The organism is Aeromonas sp. 601027, from assembly GCF_049174455.1.
GTDB classification, from domain to species: Bacteria; Pseudomonadota; Gammaproteobacteria; order Enterobacterales; family Aeromonadaceae; genus Aeromonas; species Aeromonas veronii_A.
This window is the reverse complement of sequence record NZ_JAAKTN010000013.1, coordinates 145,096-160,176: the sequence shown is the minus strand read 5'-3', so window position 1 is coordinate 160,176 and position 15,081 is coordinate 145,096. Positions and strand designations below refer to the sequence as shown.

Genomic DNA, 15,081 nt, shown 5'->3' with positions numbered 1-15,081 from the left:
GTTGGTTGGTTGGTTGGTTGGTTGGTTGGTTGGTTGGTTGGTTGGTTGGTTGGTTGGTTGGTTGGTTGGTTGGTTGGGAAGTTAGGGGCTGCACTACCGCAATCGGCTGGAGAGAGGAGCTCTGTGATAAGTGGCAGATAAAAAAAGCCCGCGCAGTGCGCGGGCTTGTTATCTCAGGACTGGTTATCAGGCCTTGGATTTCTTCTTGCCTTCAACCTTGGCTTCAACCGGGGCAGCAGTTACCGGAGCGGCTTCGGTGAACGGACGACCGTAGTAGGAGTCCAGCAGAACCTGCTTCAGCTCGCTGATCAGCGGGTAGCGCGGGTTGGCACCGGTGCACTGGTCATCGAAAGCTTCGATAGCCAGCTGGTCAACCTTGGCCAGGAAGTCAGCTTCAGTCACGCCAGCTTCGCGGATAGAGGCCGGGATACCCAGGGTAGCCTTCAGCTCGTCCAGCCAGGTCAGCAGCTTCTCGATCTTGGCGGCGGTGCGGTCACCGACAGCAGTCAGACCCAGGTGGTCAGCGACTTCGGCGTAACGACGACGAGCCTGCGGGCGGTCGTACTGGGAGAACGCAGTCTGCTTGGTCGGGTTGTCGTTTGCGTTGTAGCGGATGACGTTGCTGATCAGCAGGGCGTTAGCCAGACCGTGCGGAATGTGGAACTCGGCACCCAGTTTGTGAGCCATGGAGTGGCACACACCCAGGAAGGCGTTGGCGAACGCGATACCGGCGATGGTGGCAGCATTGTGTACCTTCTCACGAGCGATCGGGTCGTTGGCACCGTTCTGGTAGCTGGACGGCAGGTACTCTTTCAGCATTTTCAGGGCTTGCAGCGCCTGGCCGTCGGAGTACTCGTTAGCCAGTACGGAAACATAGGCTTCCATGGCGTGAGTCACGGCATCGATACCACCGAAGGCACACAGAGACTTCGGCATGCCCATGACCAGGTTGGCATCAACGATGGCCATGTTCGGGGTCAGCTCGTAGTCAGCCAGCGGATACTTCTGACCAGACACTTCATCGGTTACTACCGCAAACGGAGTGACTTCAGAGCCGGTACCGGAAGTGGTGGTGATACAGACCAGTTCGGCCTTCACGCCCATTTTCGGGAATTTGTAGATACGCTTGCGGATGTCCATGAAGCGCATGGCCAGATCTTCGAACGCAGTGTTCGGGTGCTCGTACATCACCCACATGATCTTGGCTGCATCCATCGGTGAACCACCGCCCAGCGCCAGGATAACGTCCGGTTTGAAGGAGTTGGCCATCTCGGCACCCTTGCGAACCACAGCCAGGGTCGGGTCAGCTTCTACTTCGTAGAACACTTCCACTTCCATATTCTGTGCTTTCAGCAGGCTGACCAGTTCATCGGCGTAGCCGTTGTTGAACAGGAAGCGGTCAGTTACGACCATGGCACGCTTTTTACCTTCCAGGTCGCTCAGAGCGATCGGCAGGGAACCACGACGGAAGTAGATGGATTTCGGAAGTTTGTGCCACAGCATGTTTTCTGCCCGTTTTGCGACTGTCTTCTTGTTGATCAGGTGCTTCGGACCCACGTTTTCGGAGATGGAGTTACCGCTCCAGGAGCCGCAACCCAGGGTCAGGGACGGTGCCATTGCGAAGTTGTACAGGTCACCGATACCGCCTTGGGTAGACGGAGTGTTGATCAGGATACGCGCGGTCTTCATCTTGTCGCCGAAGTACTTGATGCGGTCAGCGTTGCGATCCTGGTCGGTGTACAGACCGGAGGTGTGGCCGATACCACCGATGTTGACCATGTCACAGGCCATATCAACGGCGTTTTCGAAGCTGCTAGCACGGAACATACCGAGCAGCGGGGACAATTTCTCGTGAGCAAACTCATCTTCTGCACACAGCTTGACGCCTTCACCGATCAGGATCTTGGTATCAGCCGGTACAGTCACGCCTGCCATCTCGGCAATCTTGGTGGCTGGTTGGCCAACGATGTTGGCGTTCAGGGCACCGTTGATCAGGATGACTTTACGTACCTTGTCAGCATCTTCTTTGGAGAGCACGTGGCCCTTGTGGGATGCAAAGCGCTCTTTAACTTGGTCGTAGATGGCATCAACAACGATGACCGCCTGCTCGGAAGCACAGACCACGCCGTTATCGAAAGTCTTGGACATCAGGATGGAGGCAACCGCACGCTTCACGTCGGCAGTTTCGTCGATAACGATAGGTACGTTACCGGCACCCACACCGATAGCAGGCTTACCGGAGGAGTAGGCTGCTTTCACCATGCCCGGGCCACCGGTGGCCAGGATCAGGTTGATGTCGTCGTGCTTCATCAGGGCGTTGGAGAGCTCAACAGACGGTTGGTCGATCCAGCCGATGATGTCTTTCGGCGCACCAGCGGCAACAGCGGCATCCAGTACCAGCTTGGCAGCGGTATTGGTGGAGTTCTTGGCACGGGGGTGCGGGGAGAAGATGATGGCGTTGCGGGTCTTGAGCGCGATCATGGATTTGAAGATCGCAGTGGAGGTCGGGTTGGTGGTCGGAACGATACCACAGATGATACCTACCGGCTCGGCGATGGTGATGGTACCCATCTGATCATCTTCGCTCAGAATGCCGCAGGTCTTCTCGTCTTTGTACTTGTTGTAGATGTATTCGGAGGCGAAGTGGTTCTTGATAACCTTGTCTTCGATGATACCCATACCGGATTCTTCCACGGCCATCTGGGCCAGGGGGATACGGGCGTTGTTGGCGGCCAGGGCGGCGGCACGGAAGATCTTGTCTACCTGCTCTTGAGAGAAGCTGGCGAATTCACGCTGGGCTTCCTTAACGCGGGCGACCAGTGCATCCAGTTCAGCCAAATTGGTTACTGCCATGTTTATCTCCTGATTATTTGAAAACTGTTTAGTAAGACGTTGGCAATGCCCGGCAATTATAGTCGCCCTGTCAAGACGGTATCGTTGCAACAGCTTTTTCACATGCCTTACTAAATCGCTTTCTGAGTCGATTATAGAGCGGGGCTGACTCAGAAAAACTTGATCTGGATCATGTGTAACAAAAGAACAAAAGAAATTTTATTTCACAATCCTTGTTTGACTGATGTTATCGGAATGTGCATCAAAGGGAAAGGTGAGAGGCTTGTTAACGCAGGGTAATAAACCACATTTATCAAGTGGTTAATTGCAATCGAACATAGGATTGCAGAGCTATTTTGGCGGTATAGGTTAGTAAATATGAGTGAATCGGTTTCAAAATCACCGACAAACGCACTTTATTCCAGCGTTTGTTGCAAAAATGATTGTTGTTTTAATCCATGACTAATCCGCTTTATTCCCCGAGGGGGCCATTTCTGCCCGCTTTCCCGGTTTTTGCATTGTGGCTCTCTTGCCGAGTCAATGAAGTGATGTCTGGCCTGAAATAGTAGGAAGGCAAAGCTTGGATTCTCTCGAGTCGCTTGGTCATTCGGTCAGTCATCGTCGGACTCTCTGGTCATGATTAAGCAGGCTTGCGCTCACTTTTCTGGCGCGTGTCGGGCGGTAGAAAGGGCTTTTGGCATCGGTTTATGCCAGTTAGCGCGGATGCATTAGATGAACTAACTAAAAAACCCTCAAAATGGTGAGATTATTTGATTGGTACCCACTCTGGCTATGATGTAAATTTACGCACGAAATTAATGGACTGGCCCGCTGGGCCCGAAACTCTATTGGAAGGCGCCTATGGCAGCAATTGACGTCTCGTTGTATCTGAAGTTTTTTGTCGGTTTGTTCGCAATTATCAACCCGCTTGGTTTGTTGCCGGTGTTTGTCAGTCTGACCAGCCACCATACCCAGGCCGAGCGGATGAAAACCAATACCACCGCCAATATCGCGGTGATGGTGATCCTGCTGGTCTCCATGTATATGGGGCAACTGATCCTCGATGGGTTTGGCATCTCGCTGGCATCGTTCCGGATCGCCGGTGGGTCGCTGATTACCCTGATTGCCTGGTCGATGCTGCAGGGCAAGCTGGGCGAGGTGAAGCACAACAAACAGGAAAAGGGCGAACTGGCGGTGCGCGAGTCTATCGCCGTGGTACCGCTTGCGCTGCCGCTGATGGCGGGCCCAGGTGCCATCTCCTCGGTGATTGTCTACGCCAGCCAGAGCCACTGGCAGCAGCTGCTCGGCATGTCAGTGGTTGTCGTGGTCTTCTCCTTCTGCTCCTGGCTCATCTTCCGCGCCGCGCCGCTGTTGTTCAAGATCATGGGCAACACAGGCATCAACGTGGTGACCCGTATCATGGGTCTTATCATGATGTCGCTGGGTATCGAGATCATGGTGGCCGGCATCAAGGGGGTTTTCCCCAGCCTGATGTGAGCCAGCTCCGCTTTATGAAAGCCGGTCCTCGTGACCGGCTTTTTATTGGTTGCTTTTTGCCCAGTCTTTTCTAGAATCGGTCGTTTGTGTGAAAAATGAGCGCTTTGCTGGTGTTTTAATACTGAAAAAGCGCATGCTAGCTGATTTTTTGACCAGAAAATGACGATTACCCTGACAATATCTGTTGCATTATCGGAATTGGCAGGGAATTATGCTGGGAGCGGGTTTTAACCCCGTCACTTTAAAAAATGCATGGAATGTTCTTGTTGGAGTAGGGAAATGACTCATAAAAAAACAATGATTAACACATTGCTGGTGGCTGCACTGTTTGGTGGCATCAATATGGCTCAGGCTGCCGATGTCCCGGCGGGAACCAAGCTGGCTGAAGTCCAGCAACTGGTAAAAGGCAACGGCTCCGAGCCTGCGACCCTTGACCCGCACAAGACCGAAGGAACGGTCGAATCCAATATCCTGCGCGACCTGTTCGAGGGTCTCGTTGCATCCGGCCCGAAAGGGGAAATTCTCCCGGCGGTGGCTGAATCCTGGGAAACCAAGGATAACAAGCACTACGTCTTCCACCTGCGCAAAGATGCCAAGTGGTCCAACGGTGACCCGGTCACTGCCCACGATTTCGTTTTTGCTTTCCAGCGTGCCGTTGATCCGAAAACCGCCTCTCCTTACTCCTGGTATCTGGAGATCCCGACCATTGCCAATGCCTCCGAGATCATCGCAGGTAAAAAGCCGGCTGATACGCTGGGCGTGAAGGCGACCGATGACTACACCTTCGAAGTGCAGCTCGAGAAAGCGATCCCTTACTTCGTCAGCATGCTCTCCCACACCACCACCTATCCGGTACCGAAGAAGGTGATCGAGAAGTTCGGTGACAAGTGGACCCAGCCGGAAAATATGGTATCCAACGGTGCCTATACCCTGAAGAACTGGGTGGTGAACGAGCGCGTCGAAGTGGAGCGCAACAAGCACTACTGGAACGATGGCAAGACCGTTATCAACAAGGTGGTCTATCTGCCCATCCAGTCTACCAACGCCGACCTGAGCCGCTATCTGGCGGGCGAAGTGGACATCACCTATCAGATGCCCATCGAGCGCTTCAAGCAGATGAAGAAAGAGAAGCCGGACGAGCTGAAAGTGACCGGTTATGTTGGTACTTACTACTACCAGTACAACGTCAAGAAGAAGCCGTTTGACGATGTGCGTGTCCGTACTGCGCTCTCCTATGCCATCGATCGCGACGTGATCGCCGACAAGGTGATGGGGCAGGGTCAGACGCCCGGTTACACCCTGGTGCCGGACTTCGTCGATGGCTTCAAGCCGGTAGCGCCCGAGTGGTCGAAGATGACCCAGGCCGAGCGTGATGCCAAGGCCAAGGCGCTGCTGCAAGAGGCCGGTTTCGATGCCAGCAAGCCGCTGAAGTTCGAGCTGCTCTACAACACCGACGACAACCACAAGAAAGTGGCTGTGGCCGTGGCATCCATGTGGAAGAAGCTGGGCGTGCAGGTGAGCCTGGTCAACCAGGAGTGGAAAACTTACCTGGAAACCAAGAAACAGGGTCAGTTTGACGTAGGTCGTGCCGGCTGGATCGCCGATTACAACGAAGCCTCCTCCATGCTGGATCTGATGCAGACCACCCACGGTAACAACGACGGCAAGTACTCCAATCCGGAGTTCGACAAGCTGATGGATTCATCCCGTGATCAGGTCGATGTGGCTGCCCGTAACAAGCTCTACGTCCAGGCTGAAGAGATCCTGGCCAAAGACATGCCGATCGCCCCCATCTACCAGTACGTGACTGCCCGTATGGTCAAACCCTATGTAGGCGGCTACCCGGCCAACCCGCTGGATAACCTCTACAGCAAAGATATGTACATCATTGCTCACTGATTTAAAGCAACAAGTCGCATAACAAGCAGGGCCCGCCAGACGGCGGGCCTTTATTACAACCGCGACCATTTGGAAGCAGTACAGGACAGGAAATGTCTATGTTGAAATTCATTTTTAAACGGCTATTGGAAGCGATCCCGACTCTGCTGGTCTTGATCACCGTCTCTTTCTTCATGATGCGTTTCGCCCCCGGTAACCCCTTTACCAGCGAGCGTTCACTGCCCCCCGAAGTCATCGCCAACATCGAGGCCAAATACGGGCTCGACAAACCCATTGGCATGCAATATCTCACCTACCTGGGCAACCTGGTGCAGGGTGATTTGGGCCCCTCTTTTAAATACAAGGATTTCACCGTCAATGATCTGGTGAGCCAGGCGCTGCCTGTTTCCGCCAAGATCGGGACCACGGCCTTCTTCTTCGCCGTGCTGCTGGGGGTCACCTTCGGCACCATAGCGGCACTGAAACAGAACACTATCATCGACTATCTGCTGATGTCATCGGCCATGGCCGGGGTGGTGATCCCGGGCTTTGTGCTGGCACCCTTGTTGGTGCTGTTTTTCAGTATTCATCTGGGTTGGTTCCCTGCCGGTGGCTGGCAGGGTGGTGGCATCCAGTTTATGGTGCTGCCGGTGTTCGGCATGATGATGTACTACATCTCTGCCATCTCGCGGATCATGCGGGGCAGCATGATTGAGACCATGAACTCCAACTTCATCCGTACCGCCCGTGCCAAGGGCTTGCCGCTGCGCCACATCATCCTGAAACACGCGCTGCGTCCGGCCATGCTGCCGGTGGTCTCCTATCTGGGCCCGGCCTTTGTCGGCATCATCACAGGTTCCGTGGTGATCGAGACCATCTTCGGCCTGCCGGGGATCGGTCAGCTGTTCGTCAACGGTGCCCTTAACCGTGATTACTCCATGGTGCTCGGTCTGACCATTCTGGTCGGCGCCCTCACCATCACCTTTAACGCAGTGGTCGATATTCTCTACGCCTTTATCGATCCCAAGATCCGTTACTAATTCGGGAGTTCATCATGGTTGTTTCAACTGAAAAACGCGATGCCGTCGAGGCGTTCGCGCAAAAAGTGGAAGTGGTGGAGGGGCGCTCCCTGTGGAAGGATGCCCGTCGCCGTTTCCTGCGCAACAAGGCTGCACTGACCAGCCTGATCATTCTGACCATCATCGGTCTGGCGGTCATCTTTGGCCCCCATTTGTCCCAATACACCTTTGACGATCCGGACTGGGGCGCCATGCAGTCGCCGCCCGATATGGAAGCGGGTCACTACTTCGGTACCGACAGTCTGGGGCGGGATCTGTTCGTGCGCACCCTGCTGGGCGGTCGCATCTCCCTGATGGTCGGCATCATGGGCGCCATGGTGGCGGTCATCATCGGCACCCTGTATGGCGCGGCCTCCGGCTTTATCGGCGGTCGGGTCGACAGCCTGATGATGCGGGTACTGGAGATCCTCAACGCCTTCCCGTTCATGTTCTTTGTCATCATGCTGGTCACCTTCTTTGGCCGCAACCTGGCGCTCATCTTTATCGCCATCGGGGCGGTGAGCTGGCTCGACATGGCGCGGATCGTGCGCGGCCAGACTCTCAGCCTCAAGAGCAAGGAGTTTATCGAGGCAGCCCACGTCTGTGGCGTCTCCAAGTGGAAGATCATCACCCGTCACATCGTACCGAACGTACTCGGTATCGTGGCCGTTTACGCCACCTTGCTGGTGCCGGGGATGATCATGTTTGAATCCTTCCTGAGTTTCCTGGGCCTTGGTGTTCAGGAACCGATGACCAGCTGGGGCGCCCTGCTGGATGAAGGCTCCAAGTCGATGGAAGTGGCCATCTGGCAACTGCTGTTCCCCGCCTGCTTTATGGTGGTGACCCTGTTTTGCTTCAACTTCCTCGGGGATGGTCTGCGTGACGCCCTCGATCCGAAAGATCGTTAATCGAGCATCGGGTCGACAGGAAAGCATCACGAAAGATCGATAAGGAGTTTTTATATGAAGTTACTGGATGTGAAAGATCTGCGGGTCGAGTTCAAGACCCCGGACGGCAATGTGGTGGCGGTCAACGACCTCAACTTTTCTCTCTCTGCGGGTGAAACCCTGGGGATCGTCGGCGAGTCCGGCTCCGGCAAATCCCAGACGGCCTTTGCCATCATGGGGCTGCTGGCCAAAAACGGCATTATTACGGGCTCCGCCAAGTTTCAGGGGGAGGAGATCCTCAACCTGCCGGAGTCCAAGCTCAACAAGATCCGCTCCGAGAAGATCGCCATGATCTTCCAGGACCCCATGACCTCGCTCAACCCCTACATGAAGGTGCAGGATCAGCTGATGGAAGTGCTGATGTTGCATAAGGGCGTCAGCAAGGCGGAAGCGTTCGAAGAGTCGGTACGGATGCTCGATGCGGTGAAAATTCCCGAAGCACGCAAGCGGATGGGCATGTATCCCCACGAGTTCTCCGGCGGTATGCGTCAGCGGGTGATGATCGCCATGGCGCTGCTCTGCCGGCCGCAACTGCTGATCGCCGACGAACCGACTACCGCACTCGACGTGACCGTACAGGCCCAGATCATGACTCTGATGAACGAGCTCAAGCGCGAGTTCAACACTGCCATCATCATGATCACCCATGACCTTGGCGTGGTCGCCGGTATCTGCAACAAGGTGCTGGTGATGTATGCCGGTCGTACCATGGAGTACGGCAAGGTAGACGATATCTTCTATCGCCCGAGCCACCCCTACACCGAAGGCCTGCTGCGCGCCATTCCTCGTCTCGATACCGAAGGGGAAGTGCTGCCCACCATCCCGGGCAATCCGCCCAACCTGCTGCGTCTGCCCACCGGCTGCCCCTTCCAGGAGCGTTGCCACCGGGTCAGCGAGATTTGCGGCCAGCAGTCACCGATCCTGACTCCGTTCAACGATGGTCGGGAGCGTGCTTGTCACTGGGTTTCGGATGCCATGAACAAGGGGGCCAACTAAATGGGTGCCGACAAAAAATTGCTGTTGGAAGTGTCTGACCTCAAGGTCCACTTCAGTATCAAGAGTGGCAAGGCGTGGCCCTGGGCCAAGCCGTCTGACCTCAAGGCGGTCGATGGGGTGACCTTGCGTCTCTATGAGGGTGAAACCCTCGGTGTGGTGGGGGAGTCCGGCTGCGGCAAATCGACCTTTGCCCGCGCCATCATCGGTCTGGTACCGGCCACCGATGGCAAGGTGGTGTGGCTGGGTGACGATCTCACCAAGCTCGATCAGAATGCCCTGCGCGAGAAGCGCAAAGAGATCCAGATGATCTTCCAGGATCCGCTGGCTTCTCTGAACCCGCGCATGACTATTGGCGACATCATCGCCGAGCCGCTCATCACCTTCTATCCCAACCTGCCACGGGAAGAGGTGAAGGAGAAGGTGCGCGCCATGATGAGCAAGGTGGGGCTCTTGCCCAACCTGGTCAACCGCTATCCGCACGAGTTCTCCGGCGGCCAGTGCCAGCGGATCGGGATTGCCCGGGCGCTGATCCTCGAGCCCAAGATGATCATCTGCGACGAGCCGGTCTCGGCGCTTGACGTCTCCATTCAGGCGCAGGTGGTTAACCTGCTCAAATCCCTGCAAAAGGAGATGGGGCTGTCGCTTATCTTCATCGCCCACGACCTGTCTGTGGTCAAACATATCTCCGATCGGGTGCTGGTGATGTATCTGGGCAACGCCGTCGAGCTGGGGACCGGCAAGGAGATCTTCGCCAACCCGTTGCACCCCTACACCAAGGCGCTGATGTCAGCGGTGCCGATCCCGGACCCTGAGCTGGAGCGCAACAAGGTGATCCAGATCCTGGAAGGAGACCTGCCATCGCCGATGAATCCGCCGTCCGGCTGCGTGTTTCGTACCCGCTGCCCGGTGGCAGGCCCCGAGTGTGCCAAGACCCGCCCCGTGCTGGAGGGTAACTTCGATCACGCGGTCTCCTGCCTCAAGGTCGATCCGCTCTGATGGGGATGTGTTGAACCTGTTTGCGGGGCTCCTTGATGGGGTCCCGATTTATTTCTGGCGGTAGTGAAGATGCCTCTTGGCGTTATCTTTTACCGCTGCTACTATCCGCGCAACAAGGGGAGTAACTTCTCGCCGGTTTGTCGTCATTACGGTGCACCCATTTCCTGCAGTGCACCCGGCAGCCGGGCAGTCGATGCAAATCAGCTGTAAGTGAGACCTTGCCGAGAGGCAAGGTGTATCTGCTCCAAACGCAAACCCACGCCTCTCGGTCGTGGGTTTTGTCGTTTTTGGGAGAAGTGAAAATGGGTGAATGGTGGATGTGGACCGGTTTCTTCAGCATAGTGCTGGTCCTGTTATGGATAGACATACGCTTTGTCGGTGGTGGCAAGTCACACAAGGTGTCCCTCAAAGAGGCGGGTGTCTGGTCCCTCATCTGGGTCAGCGTGGCGCTGCTCTTCAACCTGGCCATCTGGCTCTGGCTCGATCACAGCGCGGGCCGTGAAATCGCCAACCAGAAGGGACTGGAGTTCCTCACCGGCTACCTTATCGAGAAAGCGCTGGCAGTGGACAACGTCTTCGTCTGGCTGATGCTGTTCGGCTACTTTGCCATTCCAGCCGAGTTACAGCGCCGGGTGCTGCTCTACGGGGTACTGGGGGCCATCGTGATGCGTGCCGGTATGGTGTTCGCGGGCAGCTGGCTCATCGAGCAGTTCCACTGGATCCTCTATCTGTTTGGCGCTTTCCTGCTGCTGACCGGTGCCAAGATGCTGTGGGCGGCCGACAAGGAGCCTGATCTCGCCAACAACCCGTTGCTGGGCTGGATGCGCCGTCGTTTCAAGGTGACCGAGACCCTGGAAGGGGAGAAGTTCTTCGTCTGGCGTGACGGTGTGCGCTATGCCACCCCGCTACTGCTCATTCTGGTGTTGGTGGAGGTGAGCGATCTCATCTTCGCGGTGGACAGTATCCCGGCCATCTTCGCGGTGACCACGGATCCCTTCATCGTGCTGACCTCCAACATCTTCGCCATCATGGGTCTGCGTGCCATGTACTTCCTGCTGGCCGGTGTGGCTGATCGCTTCGCCCTGCTCAAATACGGTCTGGCGCTGATCCTGATGTTTATCGGGGTCAAGATGCTGCTGCTGGATATCTTCAAGATCCCGACCGGCATAGCACTGGGCGTAGTCGCGTTGATCCTGCTGGCATCCATGGGGCTGAGTCTGTTTGTGACCCGAAAAAAGGCCGCTTAAACGCAACATCATTTAATACCAAACAACAAGGGCTCCCGCGGGAGCCCTTTTTCATATCGCGTGATCAGCGTTTGATCTTCTTGGGGTTGGTGTAGCCCCAGATGGTGTACATATCCGCCAGCAGGGCGCCGTTGTACTCCTCCAGATCCGCCTGTTTCACTTCGGCGTCACCCTGACGGCCAAACAGCACCACCTCGTCGCCGGGTTTCACCCCTTTCAGATCAGTCACATCCACCATGATGGTGTTCATGGAAGTCTTGCCGACCACCGGCACCTTCTGACCCTGGATCAGCACATAGGCCTTGTTGCTGAGGGCGCGGCGATAGCCATCGGAGTAGCCCAGCGGCAGATTGGCGAGCCAGGAGTCACGCTTGAGGGTGAAGGTGCGGTCATAACCGACGGTGTTGCCGGCCGGGTAGTGGTTGACGGAGGCAACCTGGGTCTTGAATGCCATCACCCGCTTGTACTCGGTGTGAGAGGGGATGGAGTCACCGTACAGCAGGCCGCCCGGGCGCACCATGTCGAAGTAGGCGTCCGGCACGGCCAGAGTGGCGAAGGAGTTGGCGGCGTGGATGGTGATCTTGCTGCGATCCAGCTTGCCCGCTTCCAGCAGCCACTGGGAGTCCAGTTTGAACTGGGCCAACCCCATCTTGACGTCCTCTTTCTCCTCAACCGGGAAGTGGGTCATGATGCCGACCGGGGTGATCCCCTTGAGCTTGAGCATGGCCAGCGCATCCTGCTTGGCATCGGCCAGACGCAGGTCGATGCCGTTGCGGCTCATGCCGGCGGAGTTGAGCGCGATATGCACCGGAATGGTGGTGTGGTGCCGCTGGGCGATATCGGCGATACCCTGTGCACTCACCAGACTGCCGATCAGCTCCTCCATCTTGTAGGGCAGGGCCTGCTCTACTTCATCCGGGGTGGCAGCACGCACCCGCATCAGACGGCCGGTAAAGCCCTTCTCCCGGGCGACGCGCGCCTCTTCGTTGCTGGCGATGCCGATGCAGGGGATATTGGCCTTGACCACGGAGGGGACCAGCAGGTCGATGCCATGACCATAAGCGTCGGCCTTCATGATGGCGCAGATCTGCGGGCCCTTGTCGCCGAGGCGATCCTTGAGGGTCTGGATATTGTGTTCAAAGGCGCCCAGATCCACTTCCAACCAGGCGTTGCTGGCGGTTTGCTCCTGGCCGCTGCGATGATCCGTCGCAAGGGGCAGATAGGGAGCCGCAACGGCTTGGCCCGCGAGCAGGCCGAAGATCAGGGTAGCCAGCAGAGTTTTCTTGTGCATGGTGATTCCTTTTTGTTGTTCGCGTTGGATAGTTTGGACGGGGTCGGCCACATTGGTGGTGGTTTAACCACAACTTGTTGTTATTATTATGATCTTTGTCACTCTCAACAGGCGCTGACTGGTTGGGAGTCTACCGCAACACGGGTTCGGCCGACACTCGTCAGGGGAATAAAATGGTCAATCTTGAGTTACGTTTGCCACCACCGCTGATCTTCCTGCTCTGTGCCGGGGCCATGTGGTGGCTAAGAGGGGAGAGCCAGCCCGGCATCTGGGCAATGGCGCTGATGGCTGTGCTGGTCGTGGCGGGGGCCATCATGGGCTTTGGTGCCCTGCAACGATTTCGTCACCACCAGACCACGGTCAGCCCCACCAAACCTCAGCACACCAGTCGTCTGGTGACCTGTGGCGTCTATCGTGTCAGTCGCAATCCCATGTATCTGGGGCTGCTCTGCTGGCTGGCCGCCTGGGGCTGTTATCTCGGTGGAAGTTGGGTCTGGGTTGGGCCAATCGTGCTGGTTGCCTGGCTGACTCGCTTTCAGATCATGCCGGAGGAGCGGCTGTTGCATGCTCGTTTCGGCGACGAGTATGTGGCGTATTGCCAGCGCGTTCGCCGTTGGTGCTGACTGGCTGTGAGCTGCGTGAGCTGAGCGGATAATTCGGGTCAGCCGTGCTGGATAAAGAGAACCCCGGGCGGGCCCGGGGTTCTCGAGGGGACAGGTTAGAAAAAATCGCCCTTCTCGTCCTTGGTGGGTTCGAGGCTCCAGCCAGTGGCATCGCTGCTGCTGGCAATCTGCCCCTTCTCCTTCCACAACTTGATCTTGAGGCGCAGGTTGTTGGCCGAGTCGGCGTTTTTCACCGCCTCTTCTTCCTCAATTACCCCTTCCACCACCAGATCAAACAGGGCGCTGTCGAAGGTGACCATGCCGAGGGCCTTGGATTTTTCCATCACCTCTTTGAGGCCGCCAAATTCGCCGCGCTTGATCATGTCGCGGATGGTGTGGGTGCCAAGCATGATCTCCACTGCGGCCCGGCGGCCGCCATCGGTGGTTTTCACCAGCCGCTGGGAGACAAAAGCCTTGAGGTTGTTGCCCAGATCGTTGAGCAGCTGGGGGCGGCGCTCCTCGGGGAAGAAGTTGATGATGCGATCCAGCGCCTGGTTGGCGTTGTTGGCGTGCAGGGTGGAGATGGCAAGGTGGCCGGTTTCGGAGAAGGCCAGCGCATGTTCCATGGTCTCGCGATCGCGGATCTCGCCGATAAGAATGACGTCCGGCGCCTGACGCAGGGTGTTTTTCAGGGCGGCGTGGAAGCTGCGGGTATCCACGCCAACCTCCCGCTGGTTGATGATGCTCTTGCGGTGGCGATGAACGAACTCCACCGGATCCTCGATGGTAATGATGTGGCCGCCGCTGTTGCGGTTGCGGTGGTCGATAAGCGCCGCCAGCGAAGTGGATTTACCCGAGCCGGTACCGCCGACAAACAGCACCAGACCGCGTTTCTCCATGATGGTGTCGAGCAACACAGGCGGGAGTTTGAGATCTTCAAAGCGGGGGATTTCGGTCTTGATGTTGCGGGCCACCAGAGAGACTTCGTTGCGCTGCTTGAAGATGTTGACCCGAAAGCGGCCGATCTGGGGCAGGGAGATGGCGAGGTTCATCTCCAGATCCTTCTCGAACTGCTGCTTCTGCTCGCCATCCATGATCTCGGCGGCGATCCGCGCCACTTCACCCGGCTCCAGCGGCGTTTCGTTGAGGGGGCGCAGGCCGCCGTTAAATTTGGCGCAGGGGGGCGCGCCGGTCGACAGATAGAGGTCTGAGCCATCCTGCTTGGCCAGGATCTGTAACATGTCTCGCAATTCCATTTTTTTGCCTCTTCGATCAATGAGATGCCATGAGCGGGATGATATTGAGTGTACAGCCTCAGGCGCCGGTCAGTTTCTCGCGAAAGACAAAAAAGACCGCACCGAGAATGCAGAGCCCTGCCCAGAGATAGTCCCATTTCAGATCTTCCTTGAGATAGAAGATAGAGAAGGGGACGAATACGGTGAGTGTGATCACTTCTTGCAGGATTTTAAGTTGGCCCACGCTCATCACCGTATGGCCGATGCGGTTGGCGGGCACTTGCAGCAGGTATTCGAACAGGGCGATACCCCAGCTCACCAGGGCGGCAATGATCCAGGGTTTATGGTTCATGCTCTTGAGGTGAGCGTACCAGGCGAAGGTCATAAAGACGTTGCTGCAGAGCAGCAGACCGATACTGGTGAAAATCGGGTTCATAGGGTTCTCCTTGAAAATCCGGCGCATTTTATCCCTGAACCACGGGTTTTCATACGTGGTGCGGGA

At 56.6% G+C, this 15,081-nt stretch carries 12 protein-coding genes; 8 read left to right on the top strand and 4 right to left on the bottom strand.

The genetic code is table 11. From position 1 onward, the window contains the following. Positions 1-186: 186 nt before the first annotated feature. A complete protein-coding gene (gene adhE, locus G5193_RS16685; protein ID WP_421206503.1) occupies positions 187-2,853 on the bottom strand; it encodes a bifunctional acetaldehyde-CoA/alcohol dehydrogenase in 2,667 nt (888 codons plus the stop codon). Between the two features lie 840 nt (positions 2,854-3,693). On the opposite strand from adhE, the gene G5193_RS16680 reads away from it, so the two are divergent. From G5193_RS16680 to G5193_RS16650, 7 genes are all read left to right on the top strand, one after another. Then, positions 3,694-4,329, top strand: coding sequence for a YchE family NAAT transporter (locus G5193_RS16680; RefSeq protein WP_005337678.1), 636 nt, complete (start codon positions 3,694-3,696; stop codon positions 4,327-4,329). Between the two features lie 279 nt (positions 4,330-4,608). Beyond that, positions 4,609-6,228: an ABC transporter substrate-binding protein gene (locus tag G5193_RS16675; protein WP_421206501.1), complete on the top strand. Its 1,620-nt coding sequence runs from the start codon at positions 4,609-4,611 to the stop codon at positions 6,226-6,228. 98 nt (positions 6,229-6,326) lie between these two features. Next, positions 6,327-7,247 carry an oligopeptide ABC transporter permease OppB gene (gene oppB / locus G5193_RS16670; protein WP_005337672.1) on the top strand — a complete coding sequence of 307 codons (921 nt, stop codon included), beginning with the start codon at positions 6,327-6,329 and terminating at the stop codon, positions 7,245-7,247. 14 nt (positions 7,248-7,261) lie between these two features. Further along, positions 7,262-8,173, top strand: a complete 912-nt coding sequence (gene oppC / locus G5193_RS16665; protein ID WP_005337670.1) for an oligopeptide ABC transporter permease OppC — start codon at positions 7,262-7,264, stop codon at positions 8,171-8,173. 54 nt (positions 8,174-8,227) lie between these two features. Then, positions 8,228-9,208, top strand: coding sequence for an ABC transporter ATP-binding protein (locus G5193_RS16660; protein ID WP_005337668.1), 981 nt, complete (start codon positions 8,228-8,230; stop codon positions 9,206-9,208). Beyond that, positions 9,209-10,204: a murein tripeptide/oligopeptide ABC transporter ATP binding protein OppF gene (gene oppF / locus G5193_RS16655; protein WP_058055903.1), complete on the top strand. Its 996-nt coding sequence runs from the start codon at positions 9,209-9,211 to the stop codon at positions 10,202-10,204. 302 nt (positions 10,205-10,506) lie between these two features. Next, positions 10,507-11,451 carry a TerC family protein gene (locus G5193_RS16650; RefSeq protein WP_005337664.1) on the top strand — a complete coding sequence of 315 codons (945 nt, stop codon included), beginning with the start codon at positions 10,507-10,509 and terminating at the stop codon, positions 11,449-11,451. A 64-nt stretch (positions 11,452-11,515) separates the two neighbouring features. Here the strand turns inward: G5193_RS16650 and alr are convergent, their stop codons facing one another. Further along, positions 11,516-12,742 (bottom strand): alanine racemase, encoded by a 1,227-nt coding sequence (gene alr, locus G5193_RS16645; protein WP_421206498.1) that lies wholly within the window; start codon positions 12,740-12,742, stop codon positions 11,516-11,518. Between the two features lie 173 nt (positions 12,743-12,915). On the opposite strand from alr, the gene G5193_RS16640 reads away from it, so the two are divergent. Continuing rightward, positions 12,916-13,365 (top strand): methyltransferase family protein, encoded by a 450-nt coding sequence (locus G5193_RS16640; protein WP_019446653.1) that lies wholly within the window; start codon positions 12,916-12,918, stop codon positions 13,363-13,365. A gap of 95 nt (positions 13,366-13,460) precedes the next feature. Here the strand turns inward: G5193_RS16640 and tapW are convergent, their stop codons facing one another. Beyond that, entirely contained in the window at positions 13,461-14,600 is a 1,140-nt protein-coding gene (gene tapW / locus G5193_RS16635; protein WP_005353124.1) for a type IVa pilus ATPase TapW, read from the bottom strand. 58 nt (positions 14,601-14,658) lie between these two features. Next, positions 14,659-15,015: a DMT family protein gene (locus G5193_RS16630; protein ID WP_005337656.1), complete on the bottom strand. Its 357-nt coding sequence runs from the start codon at positions 15,013-15,015 to the stop codon at positions 14,659-14,661. Positions 15,016-15,081: the final 66 nt, after the last annotated feature.

Coding starts and splice junctions, on each gene's coding strand:
- G5193_RS16660 (WP_005337668.1), top strand. CDS start 8,228: ATGAAGTTACTGGATGTGAAAGATCTGCGGGTCGAGTTCAAGACCCCG.
- G5193_RS16675 (WP_421206501.1), top strand. CDS start 4,609: ATGACTCATAAAAAAACAATGATTAACACATTGCTGGTGGCTGCACTG.
- alr (WP_421206498.1), bottom strand. CDS start 12,742: ATGCACAAGAAAACTCTGCTGGCTACCCTGATCTTCGGCCTGCTCGCG.
- oppF (WP_058055903.1), top strand. CDS start 9,209: ATGGGTGCCGACAAAAAATTGCTGTTGGAAGTGTCTGACCTCAAGGTC.
- G5193_RS16650 (WP_005337664.1), top strand. CDS start 10,507: ATGGGTGAATGGTGGATGTGGACCGGTTTCTTCAGCATAGTGCTGGTC.
- tapW (WP_005353124.1), bottom strand. CDS start 14,600: ATGGAATTGCGAGACATGTTACAGATCCTGGCCAAGCAGGATGGCTCA.
- G5193_RS16630 (WP_005337656.1), bottom strand. CDS start 15,015: ATGAACCCGATTTTCACCAGTATCGGTCTGCTGCTCTGCAGCAACGTC.
- G5193_RS16680 (WP_005337678.1), top strand. CDS start 3,694: ATGGCAGCAATTGACGTCTCGTTGTATCTGAAGTTTTTTGTCGGTTTG.
- oppC (WP_005337670.1), top strand. CDS start 7,262: ATGGTTGTTTCAACTGAAAAACGCGATGCCGTCGAGGCGTTCGCGCAA.
- adhE (WP_421206503.1), bottom strand. CDS start 2,853: ATGGCAGTAACCAATTTGGCTGAACTGGATGCACTGGTCGCCCGCGTT.
- G5193_RS16640 (WP_019446653.1), top strand. CDS start 12,916: ATGGTCAATCTTGAGTTACGTTTGCCACCACCGCTGATCTTCCTGCTC.
- oppB (WP_005337672.1), top strand. CDS start 6,327: ATGTTGAAATTCATTTTTAAACGGCTATTGGAAGCGATCCCGACTCTG.